Source organism: Hominenteromicrobium mulieris, from assembly GCF_046197855.1.
In the GTDB taxonomy this organism is placed as follows: domain Bacteria; phylum Bacillota; class Clostridia; order Oscillospirales; family Acutalibacteraceae; genus Hominenteromicrobium; species Hominenteromicrobium mulieris.
The window spans coordinates 295,354-319,259 of the sequence record NZ_CP173188.1 but is presented as its reverse complement, the minus strand read 5'-3'; the positions used below and the strand labels follow the sequence as shown (position 1 = coordinate 319,259).

24 protein-coding genes are annotated in these 23,906 nt (G+C 45.8%); 7 read left to right on the top strand and 17 right to left on the bottom strand.

All coding sequences use genetic code 11. The annotated features are described in order from the left end of the window. Positions 1-113: 113 nt before the first annotated feature. Complete coding sequence (locus tag ACI0CA_RS01560) at positions 114-1,079, top strand: IS5 family transposase (RefSeq protein WP_308449299.1); 966 nt, start codon at positions 114-116, stop codon at positions 1,077-1,079. Positions 1,080-1,277: 198 nt separating this feature from the next. On the opposite strand, the gene ACI0CA_RS01555 is transcribed toward ACI0CA_RS01560, so the two are convergent. The 12 genes from ACI0CA_RS01555 to ACI0CA_RS01500 all read right to left on the bottom strand — a co-directional run bounded on the left by ACI0CA_RS01555 (position 1,278) and on the right by ACI0CA_RS01500 (position 15,140). Next, on the bottom strand, positions 1,278-1,715 hold the full coding sequence (locus ACI0CA_RS01555; RefSeq protein WP_412358233.1) for a hypothetical protein: 438 nt from the start codon (positions 1,713-1,715) through the stop codon (positions 1,278-1,280). A gap of 47 nt (positions 1,716-1,762) precedes the next feature. Next, complete coding sequence (locus tag ACI0CA_RS01550; protein ID WP_446806603.1) at positions 1,763-3,679, bottom strand: AAA family ATPase; 1,917 nt, start codon at positions 3,677-3,679, stop codon at positions 1,763-1,765. Continuing rightward, entirely contained in the window at positions 3,676-3,858 is a 183-nt protein-coding gene (locus ACI0CA_RS01545; protein WP_178682737.1) for a hypothetical protein, read from the bottom strand. The genes ACI0CA_RS01550 and ACI0CA_RS01545 overlap by 4 nt, the downstream gene beginning before the upstream one ends. Continuing rightward, a complete protein-coding gene (locus ACI0CA_RS01540; protein ID WP_178682739.1) occupies positions 3,848-5,752 on the bottom strand; it encodes a DEAD/DEAH box helicase family protein in 1,905 nt (634 codons plus the stop codon). The genes ACI0CA_RS01545 and ACI0CA_RS01540 overlap by 11 nt, the downstream gene beginning before the upstream one ends. Positions 5,753-5,763: 11 nt before the next feature. Next, positions 5,764-6,138 (bottom strand): DndE family protein, encoded by a 375-nt coding sequence (locus ACI0CA_RS01535; protein WP_178682741.1) that lies wholly within the window; start codon positions 6,136-6,138, stop codon positions 5,764-5,766. Continuing rightward, positions 6,131-8,239, bottom strand: a complete 2,109-nt coding sequence (locus ACI0CA_RS01530) for an AAA family ATPase (protein WP_395507390.1) — start codon at positions 8,237-8,239, stop codon at positions 6,131-6,133. Before ACI0CA_RS01530 ends, ACI0CA_RS01535 begins: the two co-directional genes overlap by 8 nt. Continuing rightward, complete coding sequence (dndC, locus tag ACI0CA_RS01525) at positions 8,229-9,614, bottom strand: DNA phosphorothioation system sulfurtransferase DndC (protein ID WP_395507389.1); 1,386 nt, start codon at positions 9,612-9,614, stop codon at positions 8,229-8,231. Before dndC ends, ACI0CA_RS01530 begins: the two co-directional genes overlap by 11 nt. A 15-nt stretch (positions 9,615-9,629) precedes the next feature. Continuing rightward, positions 9,630-10,730, bottom strand: coding sequence for a hypothetical protein (locus ACI0CA_RS01520; protein ID WP_395507388.1), 1,101 nt, complete (start codon positions 10,728-10,730; stop codon positions 9,630-9,632). 15 nt (positions 10,731-10,745) lie between these two features. After that, on the bottom strand, positions 10,746-11,807 hold the full coding sequence (gene dndB, locus ACI0CA_RS01515; protein WP_395507387.1) for a DNA sulfur modification protein DndB: 1,062 nt from the start codon (positions 11,805-11,807) through the stop codon (positions 10,746-10,748). 249 nt (positions 11,808-12,056) lie between these two features. After that, the gene (locus ACI0CA_RS01510) at positions 12,057-14,042 is read right to left on the bottom strand and encodes a DUF262 domain-containing protein (RefSeq protein ID WP_395507386.1); all 1,986 of its coding nucleotides are present in this window, start codon (positions 14,040-14,042) and stop codon (positions 12,057-12,059) included. Positions 14,043-14,082: 40 nt separating this feature from the next. Further along, on the bottom strand, positions 14,083-14,898 hold the full coding sequence (locus ACI0CA_RS01505) for a restriction endonuclease (protein ID WP_308449192.1): 816 nt from the start codon (positions 14,896-14,898) through the stop codon (positions 14,083-14,085). Further along, positions 14,895-15,140, bottom strand: coding sequence for a helix-turn-helix domain-containing protein (locus tag ACI0CA_RS01500; protein ID WP_308449191.1), 246 nt, complete (start codon positions 15,138-15,140; stop codon positions 14,895-14,897). Before ACI0CA_RS01500 ends, ACI0CA_RS01505 begins: the two co-directional genes overlap by 4 nt. A gap of 274 nt (positions 15,141-15,414) precedes the next feature. Between ACI0CA_RS01500 and ACI0CA_RS01495 the strand changes: the two genes are divergently transcribed. Then, positions 15,415-15,699 carry a hypothetical protein gene (locus ACI0CA_RS01495; protein ID WP_412264628.1) on the top strand — a complete coding sequence of 95 codons (285 nt, stop codon included), beginning with the start codon at positions 15,415-15,417 and terminating at the stop codon, positions 15,697-15,699. 195 nt (positions 15,700-15,894) lie between these two features. Next, complete coding sequence (locus tag ACI0CA_RS01490; protein ID WP_308449189.1) at positions 15,895-16,032, top strand: hypothetical protein; 138 nt, start codon at positions 15,895-15,897, stop codon at positions 16,030-16,032. A gap of 146 nt (positions 16,033-16,178) precedes the next feature. Here the strand turns inward: ACI0CA_RS01490 and ACI0CA_RS01485 are convergent, their stop codons facing one another. Both ACI0CA_RS01485 and ACI0CA_RS01480 read right to left on the bottom strand, forming a co-directional pair. Then, a complete protein-coding gene (locus ACI0CA_RS01485; RefSeq protein WP_308449188.1) occupies positions 16,179-17,225 on the bottom strand; it encodes a Fic family protein in 1,047 nt (348 codons plus the stop codon). A 611-nt stretch (positions 17,226-17,836) separates the two neighbouring features. Then, positions 17,837-18,706, bottom strand: a complete 870-nt coding sequence (locus ACI0CA_RS01480; protein WP_308449187.1) for a patatin-like phospholipase family protein — start codon at positions 18,704-18,706, stop codon at positions 17,837-17,839. 207 nt (positions 18,707-18,913) lie between these two features. Here ACI0CA_RS01480 and trmB point away from each other — a divergent pair, with 207 nt between their 5' ends. From trmB to ACI0CA_RS01465, 3 genes are read left to right on the top strand one after another with little or no spacing between them, the layout of a single operon-like run. Continuing rightward, the gene (gene trmB, locus ACI0CA_RS01475; protein ID WP_308449186.1) at positions 18,914-19,630 is read left to right on the top strand and encodes a tRNA (guanosine(46)-N7)-methyltransferase TrmB; all 717 of its coding nucleotides are present in this window, start codon (positions 18,914-18,916) and stop codon (positions 19,628-19,630) included. Positions 19,631-19,673: 43 nt separating this feature from the next. Further along, positions 19,674-20,081 (top strand): DUF4430 domain-containing protein, encoded by a 408-nt coding sequence (locus tag ACI0CA_RS01470; RefSeq protein ID WP_308449185.1) that lies wholly within the window; start codon positions 19,674-19,676, stop codon positions 20,079-20,081. Position 20,082: 1 nt separating this feature from the next. Further along, positions 20,083-20,595: a hypothetical protein gene (locus ACI0CA_RS01465; RefSeq protein ID WP_308449184.1), complete on the top strand. Its 513-nt coding sequence runs from the start codon at positions 20,083-20,085 to the stop codon at positions 20,593-20,595. A 62-nt stretch (positions 20,596-20,657) separates the two neighbouring features. Here ACI0CA_RS01465 and ACI0CA_RS01460 read toward each other — a convergent pair whose 3' ends face one another. From ACI0CA_RS01460 to ACI0CA_RS01450, 3 genes are read right to left on the bottom strand one after another with little or no spacing between them, the layout of a single operon-like run. Further along, positions 20,658-21,200 (bottom strand): hypothetical protein, encoded by a 543-nt coding sequence (locus tag ACI0CA_RS01460; RefSeq protein WP_308449183.1) that lies wholly within the window; start codon positions 21,198-21,200, stop codon positions 20,658-20,660. Between the two features lie 27 nt (positions 21,201-21,227). Then, entirely contained in the window at positions 21,228-22,250 is a 1,023-nt protein-coding gene (gene fliB, locus ACI0CA_RS01455) for a flagellin lysine-N-methylase (protein WP_395507385.1), read from the bottom strand. Between the two features lie 16 nt (positions 22,251-22,266). Then, positions 22,267-23,352, bottom strand: coding sequence for a LacI family DNA-binding transcriptional regulator (locus tag ACI0CA_RS01450; protein ID WP_412358685.1), 1,086 nt, complete (start codon positions 23,350-23,352; stop codon positions 22,267-22,269). A gap of 375 nt (positions 23,353-23,727) precedes the next feature. Between ACI0CA_RS01450 and ACI0CA_RS01445 the strand changes: the two genes are divergently transcribed. Continuing rightward, on the top strand, positions 23,728-23,877 hold the full coding sequence (locus tag ACI0CA_RS01445) for a hypothetical protein (RefSeq protein ID WP_176820446.1): 150 nt from the start codon (positions 23,728-23,730) through the stop codon (positions 23,875-23,877). The last annotated feature ends 29 nt before the right edge of the window (positions 23,878-23,906 follow it).

Here is a 23,906-nt window from a genome sequence, read left to right as displayed (position 1 = left end):
GCTTTTCGCCTATGCTGTAAGAATGAAAAAACGAGGAAAATATAGGGCAATACCGCACAGAAAAGTAGGCGCGATACTGCCAGAAGTGATATAATAAGACCATGGATAAACAGATGACAATGACTGCGCTGAGTGATGAGCTGGCGCAGGTACGGACAAAGAAGAAAGAATTTCTAGCCCAGATCGAACGGATCGTCCCATGGAAGGAATGGCTTACGCTGATCCAGCCGTGCTATTACAAAGGAGAGCGCGGCAATAAACCCTATCCACTGGAGACCATGCTGCGGTTGTATCTGCTGCAAAATCTGTATGACCTGAGTGATGAAGCAACAGCGGCGGAGGCAATCGACAGCCGGGCATTTTCAGAGTTCTGCGGCGTTGATTCCAGCAATCAGGTGCCGAACGGAGATACCATTGGCCGCTTTCGGAACCTGCTGGTGAAGAATGGACTGCAGGAGAAACTGTTTGCACAAGTTGTTACCGCGCTCACTGAACAGGGCCTTATCCTGAAAAAGGGAACGATCGTAGATTCCACCATTATTTCCGCGCCGTCTTCCACCAAGAACAAGGAGAAAAAGCGGGATCCGGATGCACATCAGGTCAAGAAGGGCAACACATGGCACTTTGGCTATAAAGCCCATGTTGGGGTGGATAAGGACAGCGGACTGGTACACACAGTGGAGGCGACACCAGCCAATGTCCATGATGTGACGCAGACTTCATCCCTGCTGACCGGTGAGGAAGATGTCGTTTACGGCGACAGTGGCTATCTTGGAGCCGGGAACCGTGAGGACGCGATCGTTCGGAACAAATCCGGACGCAAGATCAAATACAAAATTAACCGACGTCCATCTCAATTAAAAAAGCTGAGCAAGAGCGGCCAGTATGCCGCAAAGAAAGCAGAACACGCAAAGTCTTCTGTTCGGGCAAAAGTAGAGCACGTATTCGGTGTCGTCAAGAAACAGCTGCAATTTCGAAAAACGCGATACCGAGGGCTCGAAAAGCAGCGAGCCAAATTCAATATCATGTTCGCATTGGCGAATCTGCTTCTGGCTGACAGGCCCTGCCTGGCGGCTTGAAGTTGTGCGCTCTCGCGAAGAAATGCGCCGGGAAGCCTATGGTTTCCTGCCTGATGGGTGATTCGACAGCGCTTGCCTCAGCAATTGTGCGGTGCTGCCTTAAGAAAAATAGCGGCTGGAACATTGCGTTTCAGCCGCTATTTTGGCTGTGGGGTATTCGTGGTGCGCTCTCGCAGATTAACTAAGCACCTACACAGATTAGCTATCTTTCTTTTCGTAAAACCGCATGGCTACATTGAATGCATCCAGAAATTCTTCTCTGGAAGTAGGTTTGTCAAACAACGGATAATCAGTAATCAGGCGGTATCCTTTCAACGCATAGGCGTTAAGGGTTTTAATTCCATCCTCAGACAGCAGAGTATCATTGTTGCTAAGATACTGTAGCATAATCTGCTCCAGCTTAGGGCTCTGCGTATCGATGCCGAGTCTTCTGGCCTCAGATGCCACCAGTAACCCAGCAATTTGTGCTTTACAGTCACGATATTGAACTGGGTACCTTTCAACAAGATCCTTCAACTCCGAAGTATCCTCGTCGATTTGGCCTGCTGCCATGCCAATCAATGCACAGCAGTAGTACACATCGAATTGGATAAACTTATTCTTATCCTCCGCAGCGTGGGAGCCTTCGAGATTCATAATGTTGTTAAAGTAGCTTTGGGCACTTTTCGCTATCTTAAAATGCATTATTTTTCATCTCCTTTGTGCTCTCTTTGATACGAATCGAAGAAGTCAATTCCTTCATAAACAACTACGGCCTGATCCTGGGGAGATGCCACAACCGTAAGATACTGCGAATCGGGATTTGCATAGAATCTGTCCGCAAAACGCTCCACTTCTGCTGACTGAACAAAGGCAATCATCTGATTGAATACCAAAGGAATGATATCTGCAACAGCCTGCCGTTTTTCGAAATCCATCTTGCCGGTAGGCGAGTCGATAATGAACGGAAATTCCAACTCAGAATCTTCGAAAAGAGTGCCCAGGAAACAGTAGGCAATGCTAAGAGTTTGACCTTCGCTGGCACCGTCCCTACCCTTTAGTTTTATGTACCTATCGATGCTTTCGATTTCTACATAATCGTCAACGATAACACGGCGAAGTTTCTCGTTGGTCTTTCTGACGATTTCTTGCTTCAGCGCTGTGGTAGCCTGTAGTTTGATCTCATTCACCAAGGAATCAACCAACTCTTTTTTGCGCAATGCAGTATTTGTTCTTGTTGCCTTCGCTATTTCCTGCTCATAGTACTTAAATTTTTGATCCGCCTTGTGAAGGTTGTTTTCTTCTGTCAGAGAAGCGTCGTTTTCATCCTTGGATTCAATGCGCTCAAGTTCATCACGAGCAATGCTGATAAGTCTGATCAGTTCCTCAATTCGCTCCTGCAGTTCACGAGCCTTTTCGCCTCCGGCCTTAATGAGTTTTTCCTCATTAGTTTTAAATCTCGTATCGAGGCGATTAGCTTGAGCTCTCAGTTCCTCGAGTTCTTCGAAGGCCTTTTTTAAGCGTTCGTCATACACACTGTCCATCAGACTACTCTTAACCGTGTTAAGAACCGACTGTTGGTCACTTCCCAGATACTGGTCAGCCCGCTTCAGGATAGCCGTTCTCTCCCGTTCGCCAATGCATCTATCGCAGACACACCGGTCTGCAGAAGCCAATTCGGTGAAGAAGTCTTTGGCAATGGTTTTAGGCAACTTGAGTTTTTTCATGCTATTGCCTAACTCGAACATTCTCGCACAGAGGTTTTCGCTCAGTAGATAGGGAGACTTAATTATCCCCAGAATAGAAGTGATCTTAACGTCGATTTCGCCGCGATTCTTCTGCTGTTCCTTGAGAATATCATTTTTCTCTTGATTCAGCTTTTCATAGCTCTTGTCGAGTTCCTGGCGCTGTTTCTCCTTCTCTACTTTTTCAGCTTCAAACGCAGCAATCTCTTCGCGAAGCTTCTCACACCGTGCTCTCAGCTTGTCCCGAATTGCGTCAATGTCACTTTGCCGGGTACGCAAATTGCTAAGTGAACTGGATGTTCCACGCTTTCCTTCGGCGTTTTGGATTTCGGTAAGGATTCTCTGGTTTGCGGCCAAAATCTCATCCAATTCATCGAGGCGATATAGGTAGCGAATCGTTTCATCAGCTTCATTGGATGAGCTGTCCATAGACTTCGCCGCCTGCTCACCGTCAAACACAAAGCGTCTAACAAATTCAGGCGTAAAAATACCGCGAATAGACTCAGGTAAACGAAGTCCAGCTTCTCGACCCTTGGGAGGAGCAGAGGTTTCCACCTGCACCGTTCCATCTTTGTAATTCATAGAAAGGAAGTACTTATACTGTCTATCATCAAATTTGACAGTGATGCTGAATTCACCTCTATCTGCTTCCGTTAATGTAGGCGCGAAAGAACGCACTTTGGACGCAGTCCATCCAGCGGCTGTTCCATCAAATAATCCTTTGATGAGTTCCATTGTGGTTGTCTTACCGGTACCGTTGGCCATCATAATAAAATTGTTGCTGATTACGGAGCCATCGGCTTTGGTAAAGGGGAGCTTCAAGGCAGTGATTTTTCGGATATTTTTATATTCGAGCTCGAGGATTGCCATCTTCATACCTGAATATCCTCCTCATCATCCTCAATCAGTGTAAGTATCCGTTTTAAATCGCTCTCTTTGGCGTTATCATCAAACTTGTTTTTGACATATTGTCTGAATGCCAGTTTGAAGTCGGACGAGGTGTTTGATGCGTTGACAACGGAATCAATCGCATTTTCGATGATTCTATTTCTCATGTTCGCATCTCCTTGTCTGTGAAAGATCTGTAAGCCACTCTGCACGATCGGCATCGGCGTTATTGTCATTTTCCTCGGAATCCTCAATCACGAAGTCCACAACAGTTGCTTTCTTTTCTGGGTTGTTTTTATCCAGGCGTAATGCGCGCCCGATTCTCTGCGTTGTCACGAGCCTGGAACGGTCAGAAGAAAACAGGATAATGTTCGTGACGCTGCTGATATCAATTCCCTCGGAAACTTTTTTACAGGTCAGCAGGCAGTCAATTTTTCCTGCCGCAAAGTTCTCCAAATTAATTTTTTCATCATCGGCATAGTAGGTATGATATTTGTCGCTGTACCTGACAAGAATTTCCTGGAGCTTTGCGCCATATTCCATGGTCTGAACAAAAATGATACACTTCTGCAACAGCTCCGGTCGCTGAGAAATCAGACTTTCAAACTCCTCCAGCTTGTTGACCGCTGTTTTATTGACAAGCGCCAATTGAGTAAACATATCCTTTTCATCAACAGGTTCTCCGCTCTCCTTTTTTGCATTGAACGCTGCGATAATCTTGCGCTTTTTGAGCTTTTCTTCGTCAGAGAGAACATAGGGCAGAGGAATATAATTGAATTCGCACAGGATTCCTTTTTGAATGGCATCCTGCAGCGTAAACTCAAAAATTACTTCTCCAATTTCATTCAGCAAGAAATCATTTCCAGCCTCATCGTACTCACGCTCTGGCGTAGCGCTCAACCCGAGGCGATATCGATACGGAGAGAGCCTGCCCGAAAGATTTTCGACAAAAGTATTAGAACCAGCTCCATGTACTTCGTCAAAAACAAACAGCGTATCATTGCGATAATCGCCAGGTAGACGATCAAACAAGTCCAGCAATTTGGAGAGATTTCTGGCGTCACGAGAAAGAATTAAGACGGAATCATCCGGGTGCATGACGAAATCTTTCATCATCTTCTGGGATGCATAATGATAGTTGATTTGCTTGTTCTTGTAGTTTTCTCGAATTTGAATTGCCCACTGATCCAGCAAATCGTTTCCGTACATAGTGATAACAACGCGACGAATTTCCCCGCTATCAAACAGCTTGTTGATGATTTTCATTGCAGTAACGGTCTTTCCGGTTCCGGTAGCCATTGCCAGAATGCCATGCTCTTTTTCCAGAAAGGTCTTTACTGCTATGTCCTGATGAACCCATTTACTCGAACCTGCCGGCAAAGAATACGGCCTATCCGGGGAACGCAATTCAAATATTTTGTTTTTAACTGCTTGTGGAATGGTAAACATTTTGAGATTGCGGTCTTTTCGATTCCAGATTTTCTCGAAACGAGCGGTATCCGCATCGACATACTCCTGTGTACCAGCCCACGTTTTGAAGACTTTTATGCTTTCATAATTCTGGAATCCATGCTTGCTGTCGTTGATAGAGCCAGAGAAGGATAGCGCATCGTTGCCCTTATAAAAAATGCCAAATTTATCGTGAAAGTCTCCTTCCTCCAACTTTTCACAAGGAATTGCAAAACGCATATCAATAATTTCATCATACAGCATCCAGGAAAATGTATTTATAATATCTGCTTCCATTTCTTGTTTGAGTATCTCAACATTTTCGAGGAGAGCTGCTTCGAGGCGCAGGAATGCGCTACCATCTTGGTTCTCAGCTCCAATAATTGCGTCCGTGTCCTCCGTGGAAAGAATGGGACTTGTAATTAAGCGCATTTTTCCTCCGCGAGAGGCGAAGTCGGATAATCCTGCGACGTTGTATGTGAGCCACCCTGTTGTGAAGTAGCCGACGCCTCGGTCAAAGCGTTCAGCCCACTTTAGACACGGCGTGTACAATTCATCTATCAGGTTATCTTCTGAGGTATCTAAACAGACTTTGACCTTTGGATAATCCATATAAACCTCCTTTAGATGTTGTCATCCAGATGGCACAGATGATTATAGAAATCTTTGCTGTACCGTTTTTCGTCTTCGAGAAGCTTTGCTCCTCGATCCAAATGAGCCTTTACCAAACCGGGGAAATAGTCATCCTCGCGAATCACTTTGCCCTCGTTGTTAATAATGAGAGATTTAAACAGCAAATCGTGATCACCGAAAATGACCTGCCGGCTCAGTTCCAAGCCATTATTATCAGTCTTGAAGTCATTGGCTTGAAGTTGTCCCTTTCTGACCGACAGTGCGATTGCCAGTTTAGATAGGATAAATGGCTGCAATCTCAATGACTGACCTAACGAGTTGAATATCTCCTGGGTCTTTTGTGACGTATGAAGCTTATTAGTCATTGTGCTTGCCTCCGAAATAAGTGTTTGCCAGGATTTCAGTATTTCCGTTTGCTGTGTGGTTCAAGACAAATGTATTGGAAATGATGTCCGATATGCTCTCGCGATACTCACCAACAATCTCCTCATCGGTAGACAAGATGATAATCTGACCATTGAGTTTTTTGAAGAACTGACTCAGGATCTTTCCTCGATGTTCCTTATCGATTCTCGCAAACGGTGTGTCTACGATGTAAGGCACATTGATTTTGTTGAGCTGCGAAAGTGCTTGATATAGTGCCATAATGAAGATTTGCTTTTCTCCTGCAGAAAGCTGTTGCTTTACCTCAACCGGCAGTTCAAACTCGGTTTCACCGGCAATAAGCTTTTGCTGCAGGACTTCGTAAGCATACAGGCCGATTTGAGCAATAAGATACTCAACACCGTTCTTACCAATGATTTTACGTATTTCATCAGCTTTAAAGTGTTTGTTTTTATAGGGAAGAACATTTAGACTATCATCGATATGGATTCCATCAATCAAATCAGATTTATTGATCAGACTTGCGAAGAATTGGCTAAATCCCGTCTCGACTAAACGAATACTCTTATCGTAAAGCGTCTTTTGGAGTTCATCAAATGCCAGTAGTGCACGCGCTGAAATATCGTTAATGGACTGCTTTTTCAAGAGTGCCTCATAATCACTTTTAGCCTTGGAAAGTTTAGATGCAGATATCGCTTTCTGTGCGCGTAGTTCTTGCAATTCTTTATCTACTTCCAGAAGCTGTTGCGTGCATTTGGACTTCTGCTCATTCAAATCGCTTTTCATCTGCAAGTATCCATCATAGTTTTCGATACTGCTCCGCTCCATTTTCTTTCGGATGCGTTTTACGCATTTTAAAGAAGCCTTAATGTCATCAGTCGCTTCTTTGACACGGTTGGTGTCATAAGCCAGGAGACTGTTGATTTTTGCAGTTAGTTCAAATCTGTCGAAGTCAGACAAATTGAGAATGGGCGTTATCTGTGAAGTGTGGCTGGCATAGCTGGCAATCTCGTAGATAACCTTTTCAGAAATATCGTCGGCTAATTCTATATTTGCCCGGCTCAACACGCCGGAGATGATCGACTTGATTTCCGGGGTATCAATTGTGCTTTTTACATTTGCATCGACCTGTGCCTTGTGTTCCAGTGCAATTTGGGCCTTTAGTTCTTCCAGTTGAGTTCTAAGGATAATAAATGGGAGCACATTATTGGCCATTTCTTTGAGCCATTTATGGTGTCCCTCACGGCGAGCATCCTCTTTTGCAATCTGATCTTGCATAGAGCGCCATTCTTTTTTAGAAATACCGCCACCCTTGGCGTATGCCTTTTCAAGAGACGCAAGCCTCTGATCAATAATCAAAATCTCATTGGAAATCTCTCGATATTCATCCTCAGCGCATTCTACTCTCTGTGCAATCAGATTGTCTGCTTCAAGGCATCTATCGTATTCCGCTGAAAGCGTCATGGTCCCCTTTGCCTTGCTACGAGAAATTCTACGGAAGTTTTCCCGAATAATCTCCATCGTATCAAGGCTGCAGAGCTTTAAAAACGCATCCTTAAAGTCGGAGTTTTTGCTGCTGTTGAACACGAAATCACTGATTTTTTCGCCGTCAAAGAAGTAGAAGCGGAAGAGATTGGGGGGCAGTGTCTGTAAAAGATAGCTCTCAAAATCACTCTTTTCTGTCTCAGAAAGTGTCTCGCCGTCTTTGTACACAGTAAAGGTTTCTGCTATTTTCTTGCCTGCTACCCTCCATGATCTGACAAACGTGTATGTGTGATCGTACTTTCCGTCATCCATCAGCAAGTCAATGACAACTTCTGCCTCACCAATTTTTTGCAGTTTTTCATTGGCATTGATAATTTTCTCTATCTCGGCAAAGTACTTTGCGTTGTTTGATTCAAAGCCATATGCAACGCAGCCGTAGAGACATATTTTGATAGCGTTAAACAGTGTCGTTTTACCTGCACCATTTTTGCCGCCGATCAGTACCATTCTTTTAGTAATGTCTGATACATCAAAATCGAAGGCATTTTCGTTGACATATGGACCTATGTTTTTTACTTGTATGCGCTTAATCTTCATGGTTCAATGCTCCCTCGACAGAATTATAGTGCAACCAGCCTTGTCCAATAATGCTGTCAAATGCCTTTTGCATTTTGTTGTTCTTCGTAATGTGCTTATTGGTATCTACAGAAACAATCAGCTTCGTAATCAATTCAACCGGGATATCATACTTATCTGCAACATTTCTGATCGCTTGGATCGCCTCATCATCAAATCGCGGAGTTTTATAATCATCCCATGGAAGCTTTTTGCCTTTGACCTTATGGTAGGTTTCAACGAGTGCTCGACATGTAAGGTCGCCTTCCTCGTCCCACATCTTGTCAATTGCTTTCAGTTCAGCTTCTGTAATCAGCTCCATGCCTGTCCTGTTTTCGAGGTCGAGGAGTTTTTCGAGAATGAGGCATCGCGCTTCAAGCGTAAACGGTCCCATTCCAAAGCTTCCGTCTGACTTCTTATAGACAGAACCGTTGCGGCGCTTAGAATCTCGATATTGACTATTCTCCCGCATTCTGAGCAATTCGTTTCTGAATTCTCTAAGCGGAATTAGTTCCGTAGCACCTTTGTTGATGAAGTTCTGTAGCGACTTATCCTCTTTCACCATGGTGCAGCACCAGCAACCAAATCTGGAGTTGCCGGTTACCGGAATTTTCTCGCGGTCGACCTCACCCAAAACACTCTTTTCTTCACCAAGGTTTTCGCCCTGGTAAAGGCTGAACAAATACTTCATGTCACTTCCCCAAGGACTTCTGCAATCACCTTTTAAGAGGAATTCCCAGACCAAATCGTTAGGGATTTCAGTGATAGGATTGTAGACATAAGCATTGGGAATGTCATTATGCATATTCAGCAGTTTGCCTTCGATTTCCCGTGCGGTAATGGCCTTCATTCGAGTTAGGCTTTCGCCCTTGCGGACGCCGAGAAGAATGATGATTTCGCCGCTCTCCTTGATTCGCTCGTTGACAAACTTATTCATCGGCATGATTTTCAGCCTGTCTGTACACCATCTGAATCCGGGAGGCTCTGGGGTAGGATAGCCCAGGCCAATGACCCGGCTCCAGAATGTCTGTTCCGGCTCCGGGTAGATCACACTGGCTTTGATGTTGAGACGATCTTTTCCCGCTGCTCGGTTGATGTTATCCGAGGATGAGTGCATGTAATTCTTTACGATGGGATTTTCAACCATCGTGTCGGATGTAATGACATGAACGGTTTTGTCAAGCTTAGCGCCAGCATCCTTTAACCGCTTCATGGCTTCATATACAAGACTGACCAGCAAAGTAGAATCTTTGCCACCACTGTAGCCAATAAGCCACGGACGGCTGTCGTGCTTGTAGACGATCATAATTTCTTTAATGATATCTTCAAATACTTGAAACTTACCTGTATATGGCATTGTGAATTCCCATCCTTACTTTTTTCTGTTATGTGGATCCGGAATATCTCTCCACCCAATTCCGAGATAATCTAAAACTTTTCCCCAGCCATACGGTGTTCCGTTTTCATCAAAGCAACACCTATTCATCCAAAAATCCCATTCTTTGTAGTTCCGTTCCCGTAGCCGATCGAATCGATGAGGCCGTTTTTCGAGCTGAATTCCAAATCCACACATCGAGCATCCGGTTCGCTGCTCTCCAGAAGTATACAAATGACCATCTTCATCCTTCAGTATGCTTCCATAAATCTCAGGGACAGGGACCTTTAAATCAAGTGCCAACTGTAATAAATCCTGTCTATTAAAAATTGCAAATGGTGCTGAACGAATGGTTCCCTTTCCAAAGTAGTTACAGCCATTTAGCATTAAAGACTTCTCACGTCTTCCACCTTCGGATGCCATCAGCCCTAAATACGGTACACAATTGTGCTCTTTAGCCCAATCAGAGCACGGTTTTTCCTTGAGGTAATAGCAACACTTCGAGGAGACTTTAAACGATGCAATTTGATAATTCACGCCTTCTTCTTCATTTTCTAATCCGCCGAATTTTTCGAGCCACTTCTGCGCAAGTTTCATTTTTGAATGCTTTTGAAATCCACCATATTCACCAGTTTCGCCTGTAACAATTGCATGCCTTATGGTTTTATTATTGGGAGTTGGGTTTTGAAGCAATTCAATTTTACGGGCGATTTCCTTGGAGAGTACAGGGAAACCAAATTCTTGAATTAGTTTTTGCTTATTCCATCGCGTACCATCAGTTCTAACTGCTGGTGGTAGTGAGATAACTCCAATCTGTTTGTGGATTTTTTGGATACTAACATCTTCGAGCGAAGAGACTGATACCGCTGGCACATCTATTCCTATTGATTTCAAGAAGAAGAACAGTGTGATACTGTCAAGTCCCCCTACTGAAACATAGCAATCCAAGTCCCTTTTTCCACATTCATTATAGAATTCCCATGCTCTTATGCGCGCATAATTCACCTTAAATTCATATGGCATACTTTGTTTTACTCGGAAACTGGCAATTTTGTTTCCAGCATCGATGTTATTTGAATTTAATGTATTCTGTTCCATTTGAGTCCTCCGGGGTTATCCCATGATGATTCTTTCTTTTTTTGTCTCCTCATCACTGACTGGCAGAGAAAGAAGTCGCTTAATCTGAATGTATGTCAAAAAGATACCCTGTTCATTTCTGTTGATTTTTCCATTAGGTTTAATTGCACGGTTCATCCAACACGCTTCATTATTTCGAAGCCAGTCGATTTTCTTTAATCCCTTCAACGACTTCGCCATGTTAATCTGAGGATTCACGCAATAGAATTCTCCCAAGCGTCCCAGTGCCAAGATAATCAGACCTTGCGTTGTGATATAATCCTCTCGCAAACTTTTTTTACTTAATTCACCACTGTCCATCTCGTTCCACTCACGCATATTAACAACCACGTGATTCCAAAATGTATAAACGAGTTTTTCAGCATTGTCCTGATCATGGATCACCTTACAGATGCGCTTGTTAGCTGTATAGAAGGTGTTAAGTGTAAAGATGTTAGAGGAATATTTGCTAAGGTTGTCTTTCTCCTTGTCAGTATACTTACGTAGGAAGCTGATTGAGTTGACGACATTCTTCGTGATTAGTGCCACAGGATCTTTCGACTCGTATAGTGTATTTAAGGATTTCGATGTGGTAACAGCATGCTTGTTGAGGTCAGTAAACATCTGCTGGCTCCGTTGAAGTCCCTGGTCTTTATAAAGGACAATCGAAATCGTTTCTTCTTTCAGGCTCTCGTCTTCGGCAATCGCTGCCTCAATGGCCGCCTTTCGATGCTGTCCATCGTTGATCAGGAAGGAAGCGGTCATATCGATTTCCAGAAGGCCTGCATTCTCATTGCTGTCAGCAGGGACAAACTTCATGTCACCGTCCACAGATGCAGCCAGAGCTGAAAAGACATACGAATCTCGATTAGACAAGATGTATCCACAGATTTCAGGAATACGAGCTTCGTTGAGCTTTCTTTGGGCGCGATACTCGGCAGGGACATCGCTGCTATCGGTCGCAAAAATCTTACTCATTAACCCAAGGGGAACCATGCATATATAGTAATCTTTTCCGGCCTGACAGCCCTTTACAGCGGGAAATTGATATTTCAGCATATAGCACCTCTATTTATACGTAAGTATATACTTAAGTATATATTAAAATTCACCAACAGTCAACACAGTACCGGTAATAAAATGCTGCACACACCAGGTTTTATGGAGAAAGTGACTTTCTTTAAAGATCATGATATTATAAAGCAAGTACAATAAAATGGACAATAATAGTTTCCGCAAGATATGTCGTTACCATGCTGCGCATTTAATGAGAAAGCGCTCTCGGAAATATCCGAGAACGCCTTCGTGTTAAGAACCCCAGTTGATTTTTTTTACAAGCGCCGTTGAAAACTGTAAAAACTCTTCCGGAAATGTTTTAGTAAAATATTCATTTAGGTATGCTCTGGCATCCTCTTCAGTACTGAAGGAATCTATCTCCTTTTCGGTAGGGTAGCGTTGAAAGTACATACGAGGAGATTTGTTTAACAGTCCATAGTATCCTTTGCTATAGCTGCATTTAATCTCGTTTTCATGTGTATGGATTTCTGCTACTTTAATAAACAATCCTTCATTAGAAAGAGAACTATTAAGCGGTTGAGGAATAAAAATAAAATTAAATAGAGAATTTCTGTACTTCTGAATCGTTGGTGGATATTTATATGGGAAATCGTATTTTGCGGTTTTGACATGAAGAGTTCCGCATTCTCCTACAATAAAGTGTTCTAAACTATAAACTGTTTTATCTCCAAAAAACTTACAAAGTTCAGCTGCGTTGGAAATACCCATGTTATAATTATCACCGTTCTTCGTTACTTTGAAGAAATTACTAATCGCCGCCAAAGACTTACAACGGATTTGTTGAATTGGGTCATCGTCACTTTCACTATATTTATATGCAGCGAGAACTTTACCTCTGGTCAGTGCATGAGAAGAAATATAGTCATAAAGCCATTTGTTTATCTTGCTTTTCCATTCTTCCAGTCTTACAAAGTTGTAGAAAGTATCACTCTCTTTTTTGTTTGCGAAAACGGTAAACAAGACCGCTGCACAAAAGACGCTATAGACTGACTTGTACTCTTCTTTTGCGTGAGGCTTTCCGTCAAAGTATGTAAGGATATACTTTAACGCTAAAATTTTAGGAATCACCTCTTTTTCCATAAGTATCTTCTTTAGCATCGAATGGCAGTTTTGAATATCTATAGAATCTACCTTTTTAGCGCAAATAAATTTGTCTTTAAACGGAGTAGAAGGTCCCTCGCTTTCAATAATATCCGTCATTATTTCAACGCATTTATTGAGTCTGGAGAGTACATTTTGCAAATAGTCCCGATCTCGTATGGCTTCAATTAAATGGCTACCTTCGTAATATTTCGTACTTCCACTTTCAAATCCGGATGTGAGACAAAAGTTTTCACCAAACTTGAGTGTACTATACTCGCAATCTCCCTCGCGAGGAAGATATAAGTCACAATAGAAAAAGTGTTCATACAACTTCATCAGAGGATATCTTTTCTCTTCCGAGCTCTGCGTGACGCCATTTAAGCGTAATACATCACGCTTATTCTTTTGCCAAAGAGAACGTGTGAGTTCGCGGCTATCCTGACTAAAAAGATAACCTTTGAAAATATCTTCAGTATCCAAACGAATGCCTTTAAGATTTACATCCAGAAAATACTGGATGCTGGTATTTACATCGTTAGAATAGCTGGCAATTATATTGAACTCAGATTTGCACAAGTTATCAAGAAGCCCCTGGGCTTTATGCCGGTCAGCTAACAACTCGGAAGAAGATATCGTGTTCCATAGTTTTTGAATACGAGGAAGTTGATGATAATCATCGCTTTTAAGAATAGCGTTCCAATCATCGGATGTAATTGCTTCCTGATCAAAGGCCTTTTCTAAGAGTGTCTGGAAGCCTGTAAACCCCTCATTGCGAAGAGGGCACAGATCTGGCGTCGATATCTTGGTCCCAAACTTTTTCTTTATACAGGAAACAATCAACATAAGTACAGTTGTACGTTGTTGACCATCAATAATTTCACAAGTGTGGTCAGATTTAATCGTTAATATTATATTTCCCAAAAACTTGCTGCTGCGAGACAAATCGTACAAAAGCATTTTAAGATTGTTGTCATCCCATCTAACCTCTCTCTGAAAAGCAGGGATAGAATACTTCCTATCTGCCTCGAGGCAAATGATTTGCTGTTGAGGATCATTAGGCTTTACGGATAAGCACACTTGTGTTTTCGACAAAAAATCACTCAGATTAGTAATTGTTCCAACAATTTCCGCCATAATAAAGCTCCTATCTCTATATCCGGATTAGGCGAATGATTTAAAAGTTAAAATATTCGGTATCGAGTTTATATAATTTGAAAGTTTGTGCCGCTGCCACGCCAACCTCATACTTAACAAGAAGATCTGCAAGTAAATTGCCATCTATTAATTTGATATTTTTTTGCTGTTGCTTCTCGATGAATTGTATTGCAGATCTCGTAAAAGACGATGTTGTAATAAAAACACCTTTGTTAATATGTTCCATGGCGCCAATAAAGGCCTGTAAATCATGCCGGGTAACCTTATTGCCATTAGCAAAACGTTTAGCCTGGATATATATCAAATCCAAGCCGAGCTTATCTTCACTAATTATTCCATCAATTCCGCCATCATGTGGTTTTCCTGTAACAATACCCGAATTTTTATCATATCCATACCCCATCTTTAAAAGCAAGTCAACCACAAGATGTTCAAAGAACTCTGGGGAATTGTTTAGGACAGAATCAAATACTTGTTGTCGTATATTTTGTAAATGCTCCTGCAGCGCAGCTTTGATTTTTTCTTCCGGTAACAGTTCAGAAATATCTGTAGTTTTGGGAGCAGTAATAATAGTGGCTGTATTTTCTGTCGAAATCAAACGGAATTTGATCTTTTTTCCTTCATAACCCGCAATTTCAAAGAATTTTATCGGGTAAGCAGTCGGAAAATCCAGACCGATACACCGACGGCGAAGTTGAGCATTGACAACACCAACAGGATTCTCTGCTCCAAAAGAATACAATCCCTGACGAATAATCTCATCATATATTTGTTTTGAGGTCAAACCATCATTATTTTGTTGTAAAACACACTTAATAGATTCTACGATAGTCATCTCATCACCCCCGGCTCCGCTTTATTTGATGGTTGCTTTTCATCTGGCACAATCTCTACAATATCCTCAATCCTGCAATCCAGCGCTGCGCAAATCTTCACGAGTATCTCCGTGGTGACATGCCCATTCCGTCCCATTTTGGTGACGGAGGCTGGGCTGATACCTGCCTTTTCACACAGGTCTTTTTTCTTCATGTCCTTATCGATGAGTAACTTCCAGAGTTTTTTATAACTAACCGCCATAAAGTCTCTCCTCCGTGCCGATATATAAAATGCTCTGCCACCTGGCAGAGCATTCGAGCTATTACAGCCGCACTACCAGGGCATATTTCAACGCCTGACAGCGCCATTTTTATGATAGCACATTCGGTCAGAAAAGGCAAGAAAATGATAAATCCGCACGAATTCCGACTCTATTCAATTTCTTTTCAAGCCGCGAAAGAAACGGTTGAACCTCCGGACAGTCAGAGCTACAATGCCAACACCTCATAACGAGGACAAACTGATTGGAGGTCAAATGATGAATTATGAAGTAAACCCGTTTCAGGACTACGAATCGATTACCGTTGATGAGTTGAAAGGTCAAGCTAACAGTTTACTGAACCTGGTAACGGAAGAACAGCGACCGCTGCGCGTATGCATGAATAATGGCAAAGAGTTTCTGCTGTTCCCTCAGGATCTGCTCGCCCCGATCTGCGACTCTGACTTTCGCTTGATCCTGCTGTCGGCAATGCGGTATGCGATGGGCAGGAATACTTGTATGCCCATGGTAGTCGCTGATTATATCAAGCGTCACATTTAGCTTCTGGATGATAAGTTTCTCGTACTGGCTGCCGATGAGATTAGGCGGCACCTTGAAGACTATGCAGAGCATGAACTGAATCCAAATCTTTGGCAGGGCCTTTTAGATGCACTTGAAACAGAGCAGAGAGAGCGTGCCACTCGTAAGGCGAGGAAGATTAGACCCTGCCCAGCCTGCGGGAAGCCCTTGGAGGTCATGAGCATTGCCGATAACCAGCATTCACCAGGCGGATTTGATGTAATTGCCCACTGCCAGAACTGTCTCGCTGATTACGAATGGTTCTGCGATAAGAATGGTGGCACCTCAGATATGAAGCAGTATTTCTTCGGGTAAGGCGAGTGTGTTTCGGCAGGGGACTTTGGGTATATTCCTTGTCTATAGCGGCTCAACCGTTGAACTATACGCCAACTTCCGTAAAGCGACCAAAAGGGCCGCACCTGCTCGTATGAACAGGTGCGGCCCTCTAATTTGACGGAAATTTAATTCAGTCTGAAATAGCAGGTGTTTTTACCTTTTCCTTCTTTTTTCAGTTCACCAACGGCGACTAACTTCCGCAAGGCTCCCTCTATGGAACTGTCGCTGAGCGTTGGACAGAACTCCCGGATGTCTTGCTTGCTGAAGCGCCCGATTCTATTATTGCTTGCTCTGCGCACCATTTCCAGTGCGGGCAGCTTGGTTTCAACAAGCGCCACACGATCCTCAAAGTCCTTATAGGCTGCAAGTATTGTTCCAAGCAGATATTTGATAAAGGGCACTACATCCTCGGTGCCTTCGTGCCAGCCGGTTTGCGCCTGTGCAAGCGCATCGTAGTACAGATCTTTGTTTTTGGCGATTTTGGCTTCAAGGGAGATATACTTTCCAACATAAAAACCATTTCGGTACAGAAGCAGCGTTGTGAGCAATCTGCTCATTCTTCCGTTGCCGTCATTGAAGGGGTGGATGCACAGAAAGTCATGGACAAAAACCGGAATCGCAATCAACGGCTCCAGTTTCATATTCCCGATTACGCGGTTGTATTCCTCACAGATTCTGTCCAGCGCTTCCGGCGTTTCATACGGAGCAAGCGGCGTGAACAGCGTTTCCACATGACCGTCCGGATAGGTGGCAGTGATATAATTCTGCACGCTTTTTGTGCGGCCCGCAAGCGGGTTATTCATGTGGCTGTACAGGATTTTGTGAAGCTGCAGGATATAGTTCCGCGTAATTGGAATCGCGTCAAAGCTCTCGTGAATGATGCTCAGCACATCACGGTATCCGGCAATCTCCTGCTCGTCACGGTTCCTCGGCGTGGTTTTCTCTTCGACAAGCTGCCGGATTCGGGTACTCGTGGTAACGATGCCCTCGATGGCATTCGATGCCTCAGTGCTCTGTATCTTGGCAATCTCCACGAGCTTTTCGAGCTCCTCCGGACGCTGCCTCAAATACAGTTCCTGCTTTCCGGCTTCCTTGTATATGGCCGCAATCAGGCCAAGAACATCCAAGTCCCACTTCTGCTCCTTGATTGCGGAGTAATTGAAGGTTCTCATTTCCTCACCTCCATTCGTTTTCCCTTAAATAATAATATAAAATAAGGGAATAGTCAATGGGCTGTGCCATAAATCCCTTACTATTATGCCTTCATTAAGGGATTTATACTCAGTTGATGGAAAAGAGCCTGCGATTATTTTCATGCTGTAAACTCACTCTTCTTTGTCTATAGCGGCTCAACCTTTGAGCCGCCCTCTGCTCAGAAACAACTTGCATAATCGCCTGCTCAGAGTTACAATGCAGCCAACAGCAACGAGAAACGCTTCCCGTCCGGCATCGGTGAACATTCACCGGAAATCGGGCGGGAAGCGTTTTTGACCACATAGATTACCACAGACGGCGCTGGAACATGCGGACACAGTGGAGATAAGAGCGTCAAAGAGTAAGTAAAACAAATTAAAAAGCACTGAAAACCGCTATAAACGAGCATAAAAAGTTTTCCCGATAAGTTTGGGACCAAGATGCCGCAGGTTCGAATCCTGTCACCTCGACCAAACGAAAGGACTTTGCAAATTGCAGAGTCCTTTTTCGTTAAAGCCCGCAGATTTTTTGAGTCTGCGGGCTTTGCTTAATCTTTTACAATCGTCAATTTGACGGCGCCTTTTGCAAATTACGCCTCCAAATACCGTTTCAGTGCGTCCATGCGGCGCTCGGCTTCCTGACGGCCTTCCTCGTACAGCGCTTTTAATTTCGCCGTGTCCTTTTCCGTGTGCGAAACATTCACGGGTCCCTGCGGGCGGATAACGAAAATGCGGCCTTCTTTCTCTAAGCGGTCGATCTCCCTTTGCTGGGCGTCGTAGCGCGTCGGAACGGCGTACAGCGCGCTCAAAAACTTCGGGAAATGCCGGAAATACTTCGCATACAAACGCAGCATAGAGGGCTTTGTGTAAAGCTTGCGGTAGCCCTGCTGGCGCGTTAAGACCAGCACGATCTTCTCAAAGCCGTCATCGATGGCCTTTTGGTACGGAATCGCCATGGCACAGCCGCCGTCCAGGTACAGCTCGCCGTTCATCTTCACGGCTTTCGAGAGCATCGGCATACTGCTGCTGGCGCGAATAGCTGCCAAAATATCCGAGCAGGCACTTTTTTCAAAGTATTCCGCCTCGCCGGTTCTTAGGTTCGTCGCCACGGCGGTAAAATGCTGCGGCGATTTATAAAACGTGTCAAAATCCATCGGCAGAATGCTGCGTGACAAATCGTTAAACAAAAAGTCAAAGCTAAAGATCTCGTGGTGTAAGATGAGATTGTTCACGCCGAGATACCGCTTGTCGTTCACGTAGTCGATGTTAAGCTTTGCGGAACGCCCCGGCTGGCGGGAAACGTAGTTCACGCCGGTCAAAGAGCCTGCGGACACACCGGTCACATCGGAGAAATATAAGTTGTGCTCCATGAAGACGTCCAAAACGCCGGAGGTAAAGAGCGAGCGCAGAGAGCCGCCCTCCAAAATTAAAGCACCGTTTTGCATTTTTAATTCGTCCATCACGTTTTCCTCCTTGACATATAAAGTGATATGTAAGTCTAAGTTTGCGCTTTTTCTTATTATAGCAAAATGCCCGATGCCTTTCAATGGAAAAAGAAGAAAAAAGCGCGCAAAACGGGGAAAAAACAGAATCGCACTTGCACACTTTTCATTTCTGCGTTAAAATAGGCAGAGCGAAAATAACGGAAAAGAAATGAGGATAAAATTTTGAGAATCCGAAAGAAAAAGTGGGCGCGCCCGGAACTTGCCGCGTGCCCGTTTTATGTGCACGAGCCGAAAACCGCCGCCGGAACATGGGGCGAGCGCTTTAAAAAGCAGCAGCCCATCCATTTAGACCTCGGCTGCGGCAAATGCACGTTTTTGGCAAAGCTTGCGCACCGAGAAAAAGACGTAAATTTCATCGGCATCGACATCAGTGAAGATATTTTGGGCGTTGCCCGCCGCAACATGGAAGCGGAGTTCGGCGAGGATCCCGTGGAAAACGTAAATCTTCTTTCCTATAACATTGAAAAACTGGATACACTTTTTGCGTCCAGTGAAAAAGCTGCACGAATTTATGTAAACTTCTGCAACCCGTGGCAGAAGGCCGGAGACCATAAGCGCCGCCTGACCCACACCCGCCAGCTGAACACCTACAAAAAGGTGCTCGCACCCGGCGGCGAACTGTGGTTCAAAACCGACAACACCGACCTGTACCTTGCGACGCAACGCTATTTAAGTGAAGCAGGGTTTGAAATTCTCTGCAAAACGGACGACCTGCACAGCGAAGACGCGCCGGGCAACATTCAGTCCGAGCACGAGGTGATGTTCACCGCAGAGGGCATCAAGACAAAAGCCATTATCGCCCGTTGGAACGGCGAGCCGGAAACGCCCGAAAGAGTTTCCACAGAGCAGGCAGAAAAAGTGGAAAACACAGCCGAGTAATTCACCTGTTTGGGGATAAAAAACAAGAAAGAGGTAAAAAATTATGTCAACCAAAACCAAAAACCAGAAGCCGCTCATTATTGCGGCCATCGTGTTCGTTGTGCTCGTCGTCGCAGGCGTTGTCATCTGGCAGGTCACGGTGCCGAAGGGCACCGCAGGCGCTAAAGCCTACACGCTCACCGTTGTCGATGCCGACGGCAAAGAGACCGTGCATAATCTCAACACGGACGAAGAAATGCTCGGTACCGCTTTGCAGGATGCCGACCTTATCGAAGGCGAAGAGAGCGAATACGGCCTGTTCGTCACAAAAGTGGACGGCATTGAAGCCGACAGCGCGAATCAGGAGTGGTGGTGTCTGACAATCAACGGTGAAATGGCCTCCACCGGCGTCGACTCCACCCCGGTCGAAGACGGAGGCAAGTACGAGTTCACGCTCACGGTGGGGTATTAATTTGCGCTTAAAATGCGTGGCACTCAGCGGCATTTTGGGCGCGCTGATGTTTGTTTCGCAGGTGGCACTTGCCCCTTTGCCAAACGTGGAGCTTGCCTCATCGCTCACGGTGCTGTTCACCCTTGCGCTCGGGCCATACGTGGGTTATACGCTCGCCGTATTCGTGCTGCTTGAGGGGTTGCTGTACGGTTTTGGGCTGTGGTGGTTTTCGTACCTCTACATCTGGGCGATTTTGGCCGTCGCCGCTTGGCTGTTTCGTAAAATGGAAAGCCGCCTCGGCTGGGGGCTTCTGTGCGGGTTTTACGGGCTGATTTTCGGCACGCTCACCGCGATACCCGTGCTCATTTTAAGCGGCCCCGCGGCAACGCTGGCGTATATCATCAGCGGCATTCCGTTCGACCTTGTCCACGGTGTCTCGAACTTTCTCCTCGCCTTTTTGCTCCTGCCTACCCTCCGTCGCATTTTAGCGCGCCTGACGAGATTGCTGAACATGGGCACACTGTATTTTGAATGATTATACGCAAAAAGCACGCAGGTTTTGAAACACTGCGTGCTTTTGCTTTTGAAATTTTGAATTTACGCTCTGGTCAGGTCAAACCGTTTGATGAGGCGCATGGGATAGGTGTAGATCTCCAGCGCGGTAACTTCGGCTTGGGTGAAAACATCATTTTGGAAGACGAGCTCGAGCGCGTCCTGCAGCTCCGTAATGCGCACAACGCTGAGCGTACAGTGGATGACGGGCTTGTCCTCCGAAACGGCGGAGAAACTGCCGATGCCTTTGCAGAACGACTCGTATTTTTCGTGGAACGCATAGTAAAAATCGACAAAAGGCTTTGCGTGTACCGGATTCAGGCACAGCACGGCGGTTTCGCGGTGCGTGGCATACGGCGGCAGAAGGCTCACAGAGCCGAACGCCAGCTTTTGGCGCGTGTGTTCGCGGACAAACTTCCCTGTCCAGTCGCAGAGCGCTTCGGCATCGAGATCTTCATACGCCGCAAGCGTGATATGCGGCGGCCACTCGGAAGACGCATAGCCTGCGTTTGTCATCTCGCGGCGCAGCGCAATCAGTTTTTCTTCTGTATTTTTATCAAAACGGGCAAGCACAACGTATCGGTTCATCGATCATAGCTCCTTTCGAGGTTTTTGTTATCCGAACAGGCGCTTTAGGTGTTCGGCGGAAAAAATGGGGTCTTTGTGCAGGGCCTCGAGCGCCATTTCCATGTTTTCGGCGCTGTATTCCACCTGCTTGGAGTAGTCTTTCGTGCAGACGATGCGGTCCCACGGGGTGAATTCGCCGGTATCACGCAGGCACTTTGTGTTCATCAGGCAGATGAACCACACACTCACAGCGCAAAAGCCCACGCGCGCCGCGATGCGGCCGTCGGTCACACCGTGTGCAAAATGGCGGTACAGGAAATACACAAGCAGGTTTTCGTAGCCGCCGTCGATGTCGTCGAGATTCGCCTGCAAGCCGTTATCCTCCAAAAGCTGCACGTAATCGGGCCATGTTTCGTCGTAGGGCTCCATTTCGGTCATCATGTCAAACAGCGCGGCGCGGGTATCGGTCTCATCGGTCTTCTCGCGTTCGGCAGGCGACATATTGCCGAACAGCGTTTTCTGCGCCTGCACGCCGAAATCGAGCAGGCGGTGCATGCGCACGCGCAACGGCAGAGAGCGGTCCTGCACGATGGCAAATGCTTCGTCCCGCAGATGGAACACAAGCGGATCCTCCGGCGCATTCGGCAGCTCGCCGACATTCGTTGTGATGAACGTGACGGGATTTTTCTGCTCAAACAGCAGTCTGCACGCCTCTTCACAGCAAAGGCCCACGCCCATTTCCACGCGGCCGCCGAGCTCCTCATAAAAACGTGGGTGTTCACGGCAAATCTCGCACAAAGCATCATCGCCAAGCTTTAAGATAAGCTCGCAGAGGTTGTCGTCATCGAGGAACGGGCAACGCTCGTTTTCGCCGAGGCGGAAGCACACCGTGCCGTCCGGCAGGTCGCACAGCTCTTCGCGCAGGCGGTCGCCGAGCTCTCCTTCTAAATTTTCGTAATATTCAACGGTATCGGGATCAACGTCGATTTCCCAGCCGGCGCAGCAGGTATCGGAACATGCGGCGGCCGTGCAGTGAAACGCGTCGTAAAAATTCGGTTTGATAAATTTCATTTTGCTTTTATGTACTTTACTTCTCTTTCCCATCGGTTTCAGCCGGCGCTGCATCGGGCTTTGGCAGCGTGACTTTTCTTTCAAATATAGGCTTCATGTGCGTGGTGAAGATGCGGCGCTCCGGTTCCGGCAGCGCATTCCCCGTTTCCACGCGCTCAATCAAGAGCTTAGCAGCTGCCTCGGAAAAATCGATCATAGACGGTAAATACTGCATGGAGTAGCCGAAGTTCGGCAGCGTGTTGTCATCGTCAAGGCCGGTCAGGTACACGTCCTCCGGCACGCGCAGTCCTGCAGAATGCAGCGCTTGCAGCATGGTATAATCCCAGCCGCGCACAAAGTTGATGATCGCCTTCGGCGGGACATCCCGACGGGCAACGTCATGCAAAAACGCATTCAACGGTTTCGTATCTTCAATCGGCGCAAGGAAAATATTCTCCTGCGGCACCGTAACGCCGAATTCCTTGCAGGCGTCACGGAAGCCGCGCAGACGGTCGCAACCCGGTCTGTATATGGGCGGGTCTGCCATATACGCAATGTTGCGGTAGCCGCGCGTGAGCACGTCTTTTGTAACCTCATAACAAGCGGTATAGTTATCGATATACACGCCGTCGCAGTGGATTCCTTCAATCTCACGGTCTACGCACACAACGGGCGTGCCTGAGCTGCGGATGTAGTCGAGATACTCCTTGTTGCTGCCCTCGTCGCCATCCACGGGCACGATGAGCAGCGCGGCGATCTTATACGAAAGCAGATCGTCAATGAGCTCTTTTTCACGCTTTAAGCTTTCGTCGGAATTACACAGCAGAAGGCGGTAACCGTACCGCTCCATAATGCGGTCTGCAATGTAATACATCTGGCTGAAAAACGGTGCAAAGATCTGCGGCACGATCACGCCGATCATGCGAGAACGGCTTTTGGAAAGACACACTGCAATAGCGCTGGGCGAATAATGCAGCGCTTCCATGGCTTCTTCCACGCGGCGGCGGGCGTCTTCGCCCACGTAGCCATTGTTGTTGAGCACACGGGACACCGTGGACTGCGAAACTCCGGCAGCCTTTGCCACGTCCCGTATGGTGGCCTTTTTCATATTCTTTTCTTCCATAACTTCTTTGCACGGCAGTGCCGTGCGTTCTCCCCTTCGAAAAATGATACAGGTAAGGTATGCGGCCTCCGTGCCGCATTTTGGGTGTTTCCTGCTGAAATACTCTAAAATAATATTGTAAGTTTTTTTAAACGGATTGTCAACAAATCCGGCGCAGAAACCGCTTGCATATGGGCAAAATGTTTGCAAAAAGAAGAATTTTTCATAGGATTTCGCACGGCAGCTCACGCCATGTGTAAACTTTGTATGACAGGGCACAAAAACGTTTGACTTTTCGCCGAAACTTGGGTATGATAAAGGTAATCATAATCGCCCAAAGTGAGACAGTGTACGGTCTCTTTCAGAATGTTGGCGAACCGGAAAGGATGGTTTATCATGAAGTGTTTGAACAAGGTGCTCACCATTATCGGCTGCATCACCGCTGCCGTTGCCGTTGTTACCGCCGCTTTTGCCGTGCTGAACTATTTCAAGGAAAAGAAAGAAAATGCCGAGCTGGAAGCGTATCTTGAAGGTTCCATCCAGTAACGACCAAACTGATGTAAAAATAAGCGCCG

Excerpts from the sequence above, each read along its gene's own strand:
- ACI0CA_RS01560 (WP_308449299.1), top strand. The coding sequence starts at position 114 with ATGACAATGACTGCGCTGAGTGATGAGCTGGCGCAGGTACGGACAAAG.
- ACI0CA_RS01555 (WP_412358233.1), bottom strand. The coding sequence starts at position 1,715 with ATGAATCTCGAAGGCTCCCACGCTGCGGAGGATAAGAATAAGTTTATC.
- ACI0CA_RS01550 (WP_446806603.1), bottom strand. The coding sequence starts at position 3,679 with ATGAAGATGGCAATCCTCGAGCTCGAATATAAAAATATCCGAAAAATC.
- ACI0CA_RS01545 (WP_178682737.1), bottom strand. The coding sequence starts at position 3,858 with ATGAGAAATAGAATCATCGAAAATGCGATTGATTCCGTTGTCAACGCA.
- ACI0CA_RS01540 (WP_178682739.1), bottom strand. The coding sequence starts at position 5,752 with ATGGATTATCCAAAGGTCAAAGTCTGTTTAGATACCTCAGAAGATAAC.
- ACI0CA_RS01535 (WP_178682741.1), bottom strand. The coding sequence starts at position 6,138 with ATGACTAATAAGCTTCATACGTCACAAAAGACCCAGGAGATATTCAAC.
- ACI0CA_RS01530 (WP_395507390.1), bottom strand. The coding sequence starts at position 8,239 with ATGAAGATTAAGCGCATACAAGTAAAAAACATAGGTCCATATGTCAAC.
- dndC (WP_395507389.1), bottom strand. The coding sequence starts at position 9,614 with ATGCCATATACAGGTAAGTTTCAAGTATTTGAAGATATCATTAAAGAA.
- ACI0CA_RS01520 (WP_395507388.1), bottom strand. The coding sequence starts at position 10,730 with ATGGAACAGAATACATTAAATTCAAATAACATCGATGCTGGAAACAAA.
- dndB (WP_395507387.1), bottom strand. The coding sequence starts at position 11,807 with ATGCTGAAATATCAATTTCCCGCTGTAAAGGGCTGTCAGGCCGGAAAA.
- ACI0CA_RS01510 (WP_395507386.1), bottom strand. The coding sequence starts at position 14,042 with ATGGCGGAAATTGTTGGAACAATTACTAATCTGAGTGATTTTTTGTCG.
- ACI0CA_RS01505 (WP_308449192.1), bottom strand. The coding sequence starts at position 14,898 with ATGACTATCGTAGAATCTATTAAGTGTGTTTTACAACAAAATAATGAT.
- ACI0CA_RS01500 (WP_308449191.1), bottom strand. The coding sequence starts at position 15,140 with ATGGCGGTTAGTTATAAAAAACTCTGGAAGTTACTCATCGATAAGGAC.
- ACI0CA_RS01495 (WP_412264628.1), top strand. The coding sequence starts at position 15,415 with ATGATGAATTATGAAGTAAACCCGTTTCAGGACTACGAATCGATTACC.
- ACI0CA_RS01490 (WP_308449189.1), top strand. The coding sequence starts at position 15,895 with ATGAGCATTGCCGATAACCAGCATTCACCAGGCGGATTTGATGTAATT.
- ACI0CA_RS01485 (WP_308449188.1), bottom strand. The coding sequence starts at position 17,225 with ATGAGAACCTTCAATTACTCCGCAATCAAGGAGCAGAAGTGGGACTTG.
- ACI0CA_RS01480 (WP_308449187.1), bottom strand. The coding sequence starts at position 18,706 with ATGGACGAATTAAAAATGCAAAACGGTGCTTTAATTTTGGAGGGCGGC.
- ACI0CA_RS01470 (WP_308449185.1), top strand. The coding sequence starts at position 19,674 with ATGTCAACCAAAACCAAAAACCAGAAGCCGCTCATTATTGCGGCCATC.
- ACI0CA_RS01460 (WP_308449183.1), bottom strand. The coding sequence starts at position 21,200 with ATGAACCGATACGTTGTGCTTGCCCGTTTTGATAAAAATACAGAAGAA.
- fliB (WP_395507385.1), bottom strand. The coding sequence starts at position 22,250 with ATGAAATTTATCAAACCGAATTTTTACGACGCGTTTCACTGCACGGCC.
- ACI0CA_RS01450 (WP_412358685.1), bottom strand. The coding sequence starts at position 23,352 with ATGGAAGAAAAGAATATGAAAAAGGCCACCATACGGGACGTGGCAAAG.
- ACI0CA_RS01445 (WP_176820446.1), top strand. The coding sequence starts at position 23,728 with ATGAAGTGTTTGAACAAGGTGCTCACCATTATCGGCTGCATCACCGCT.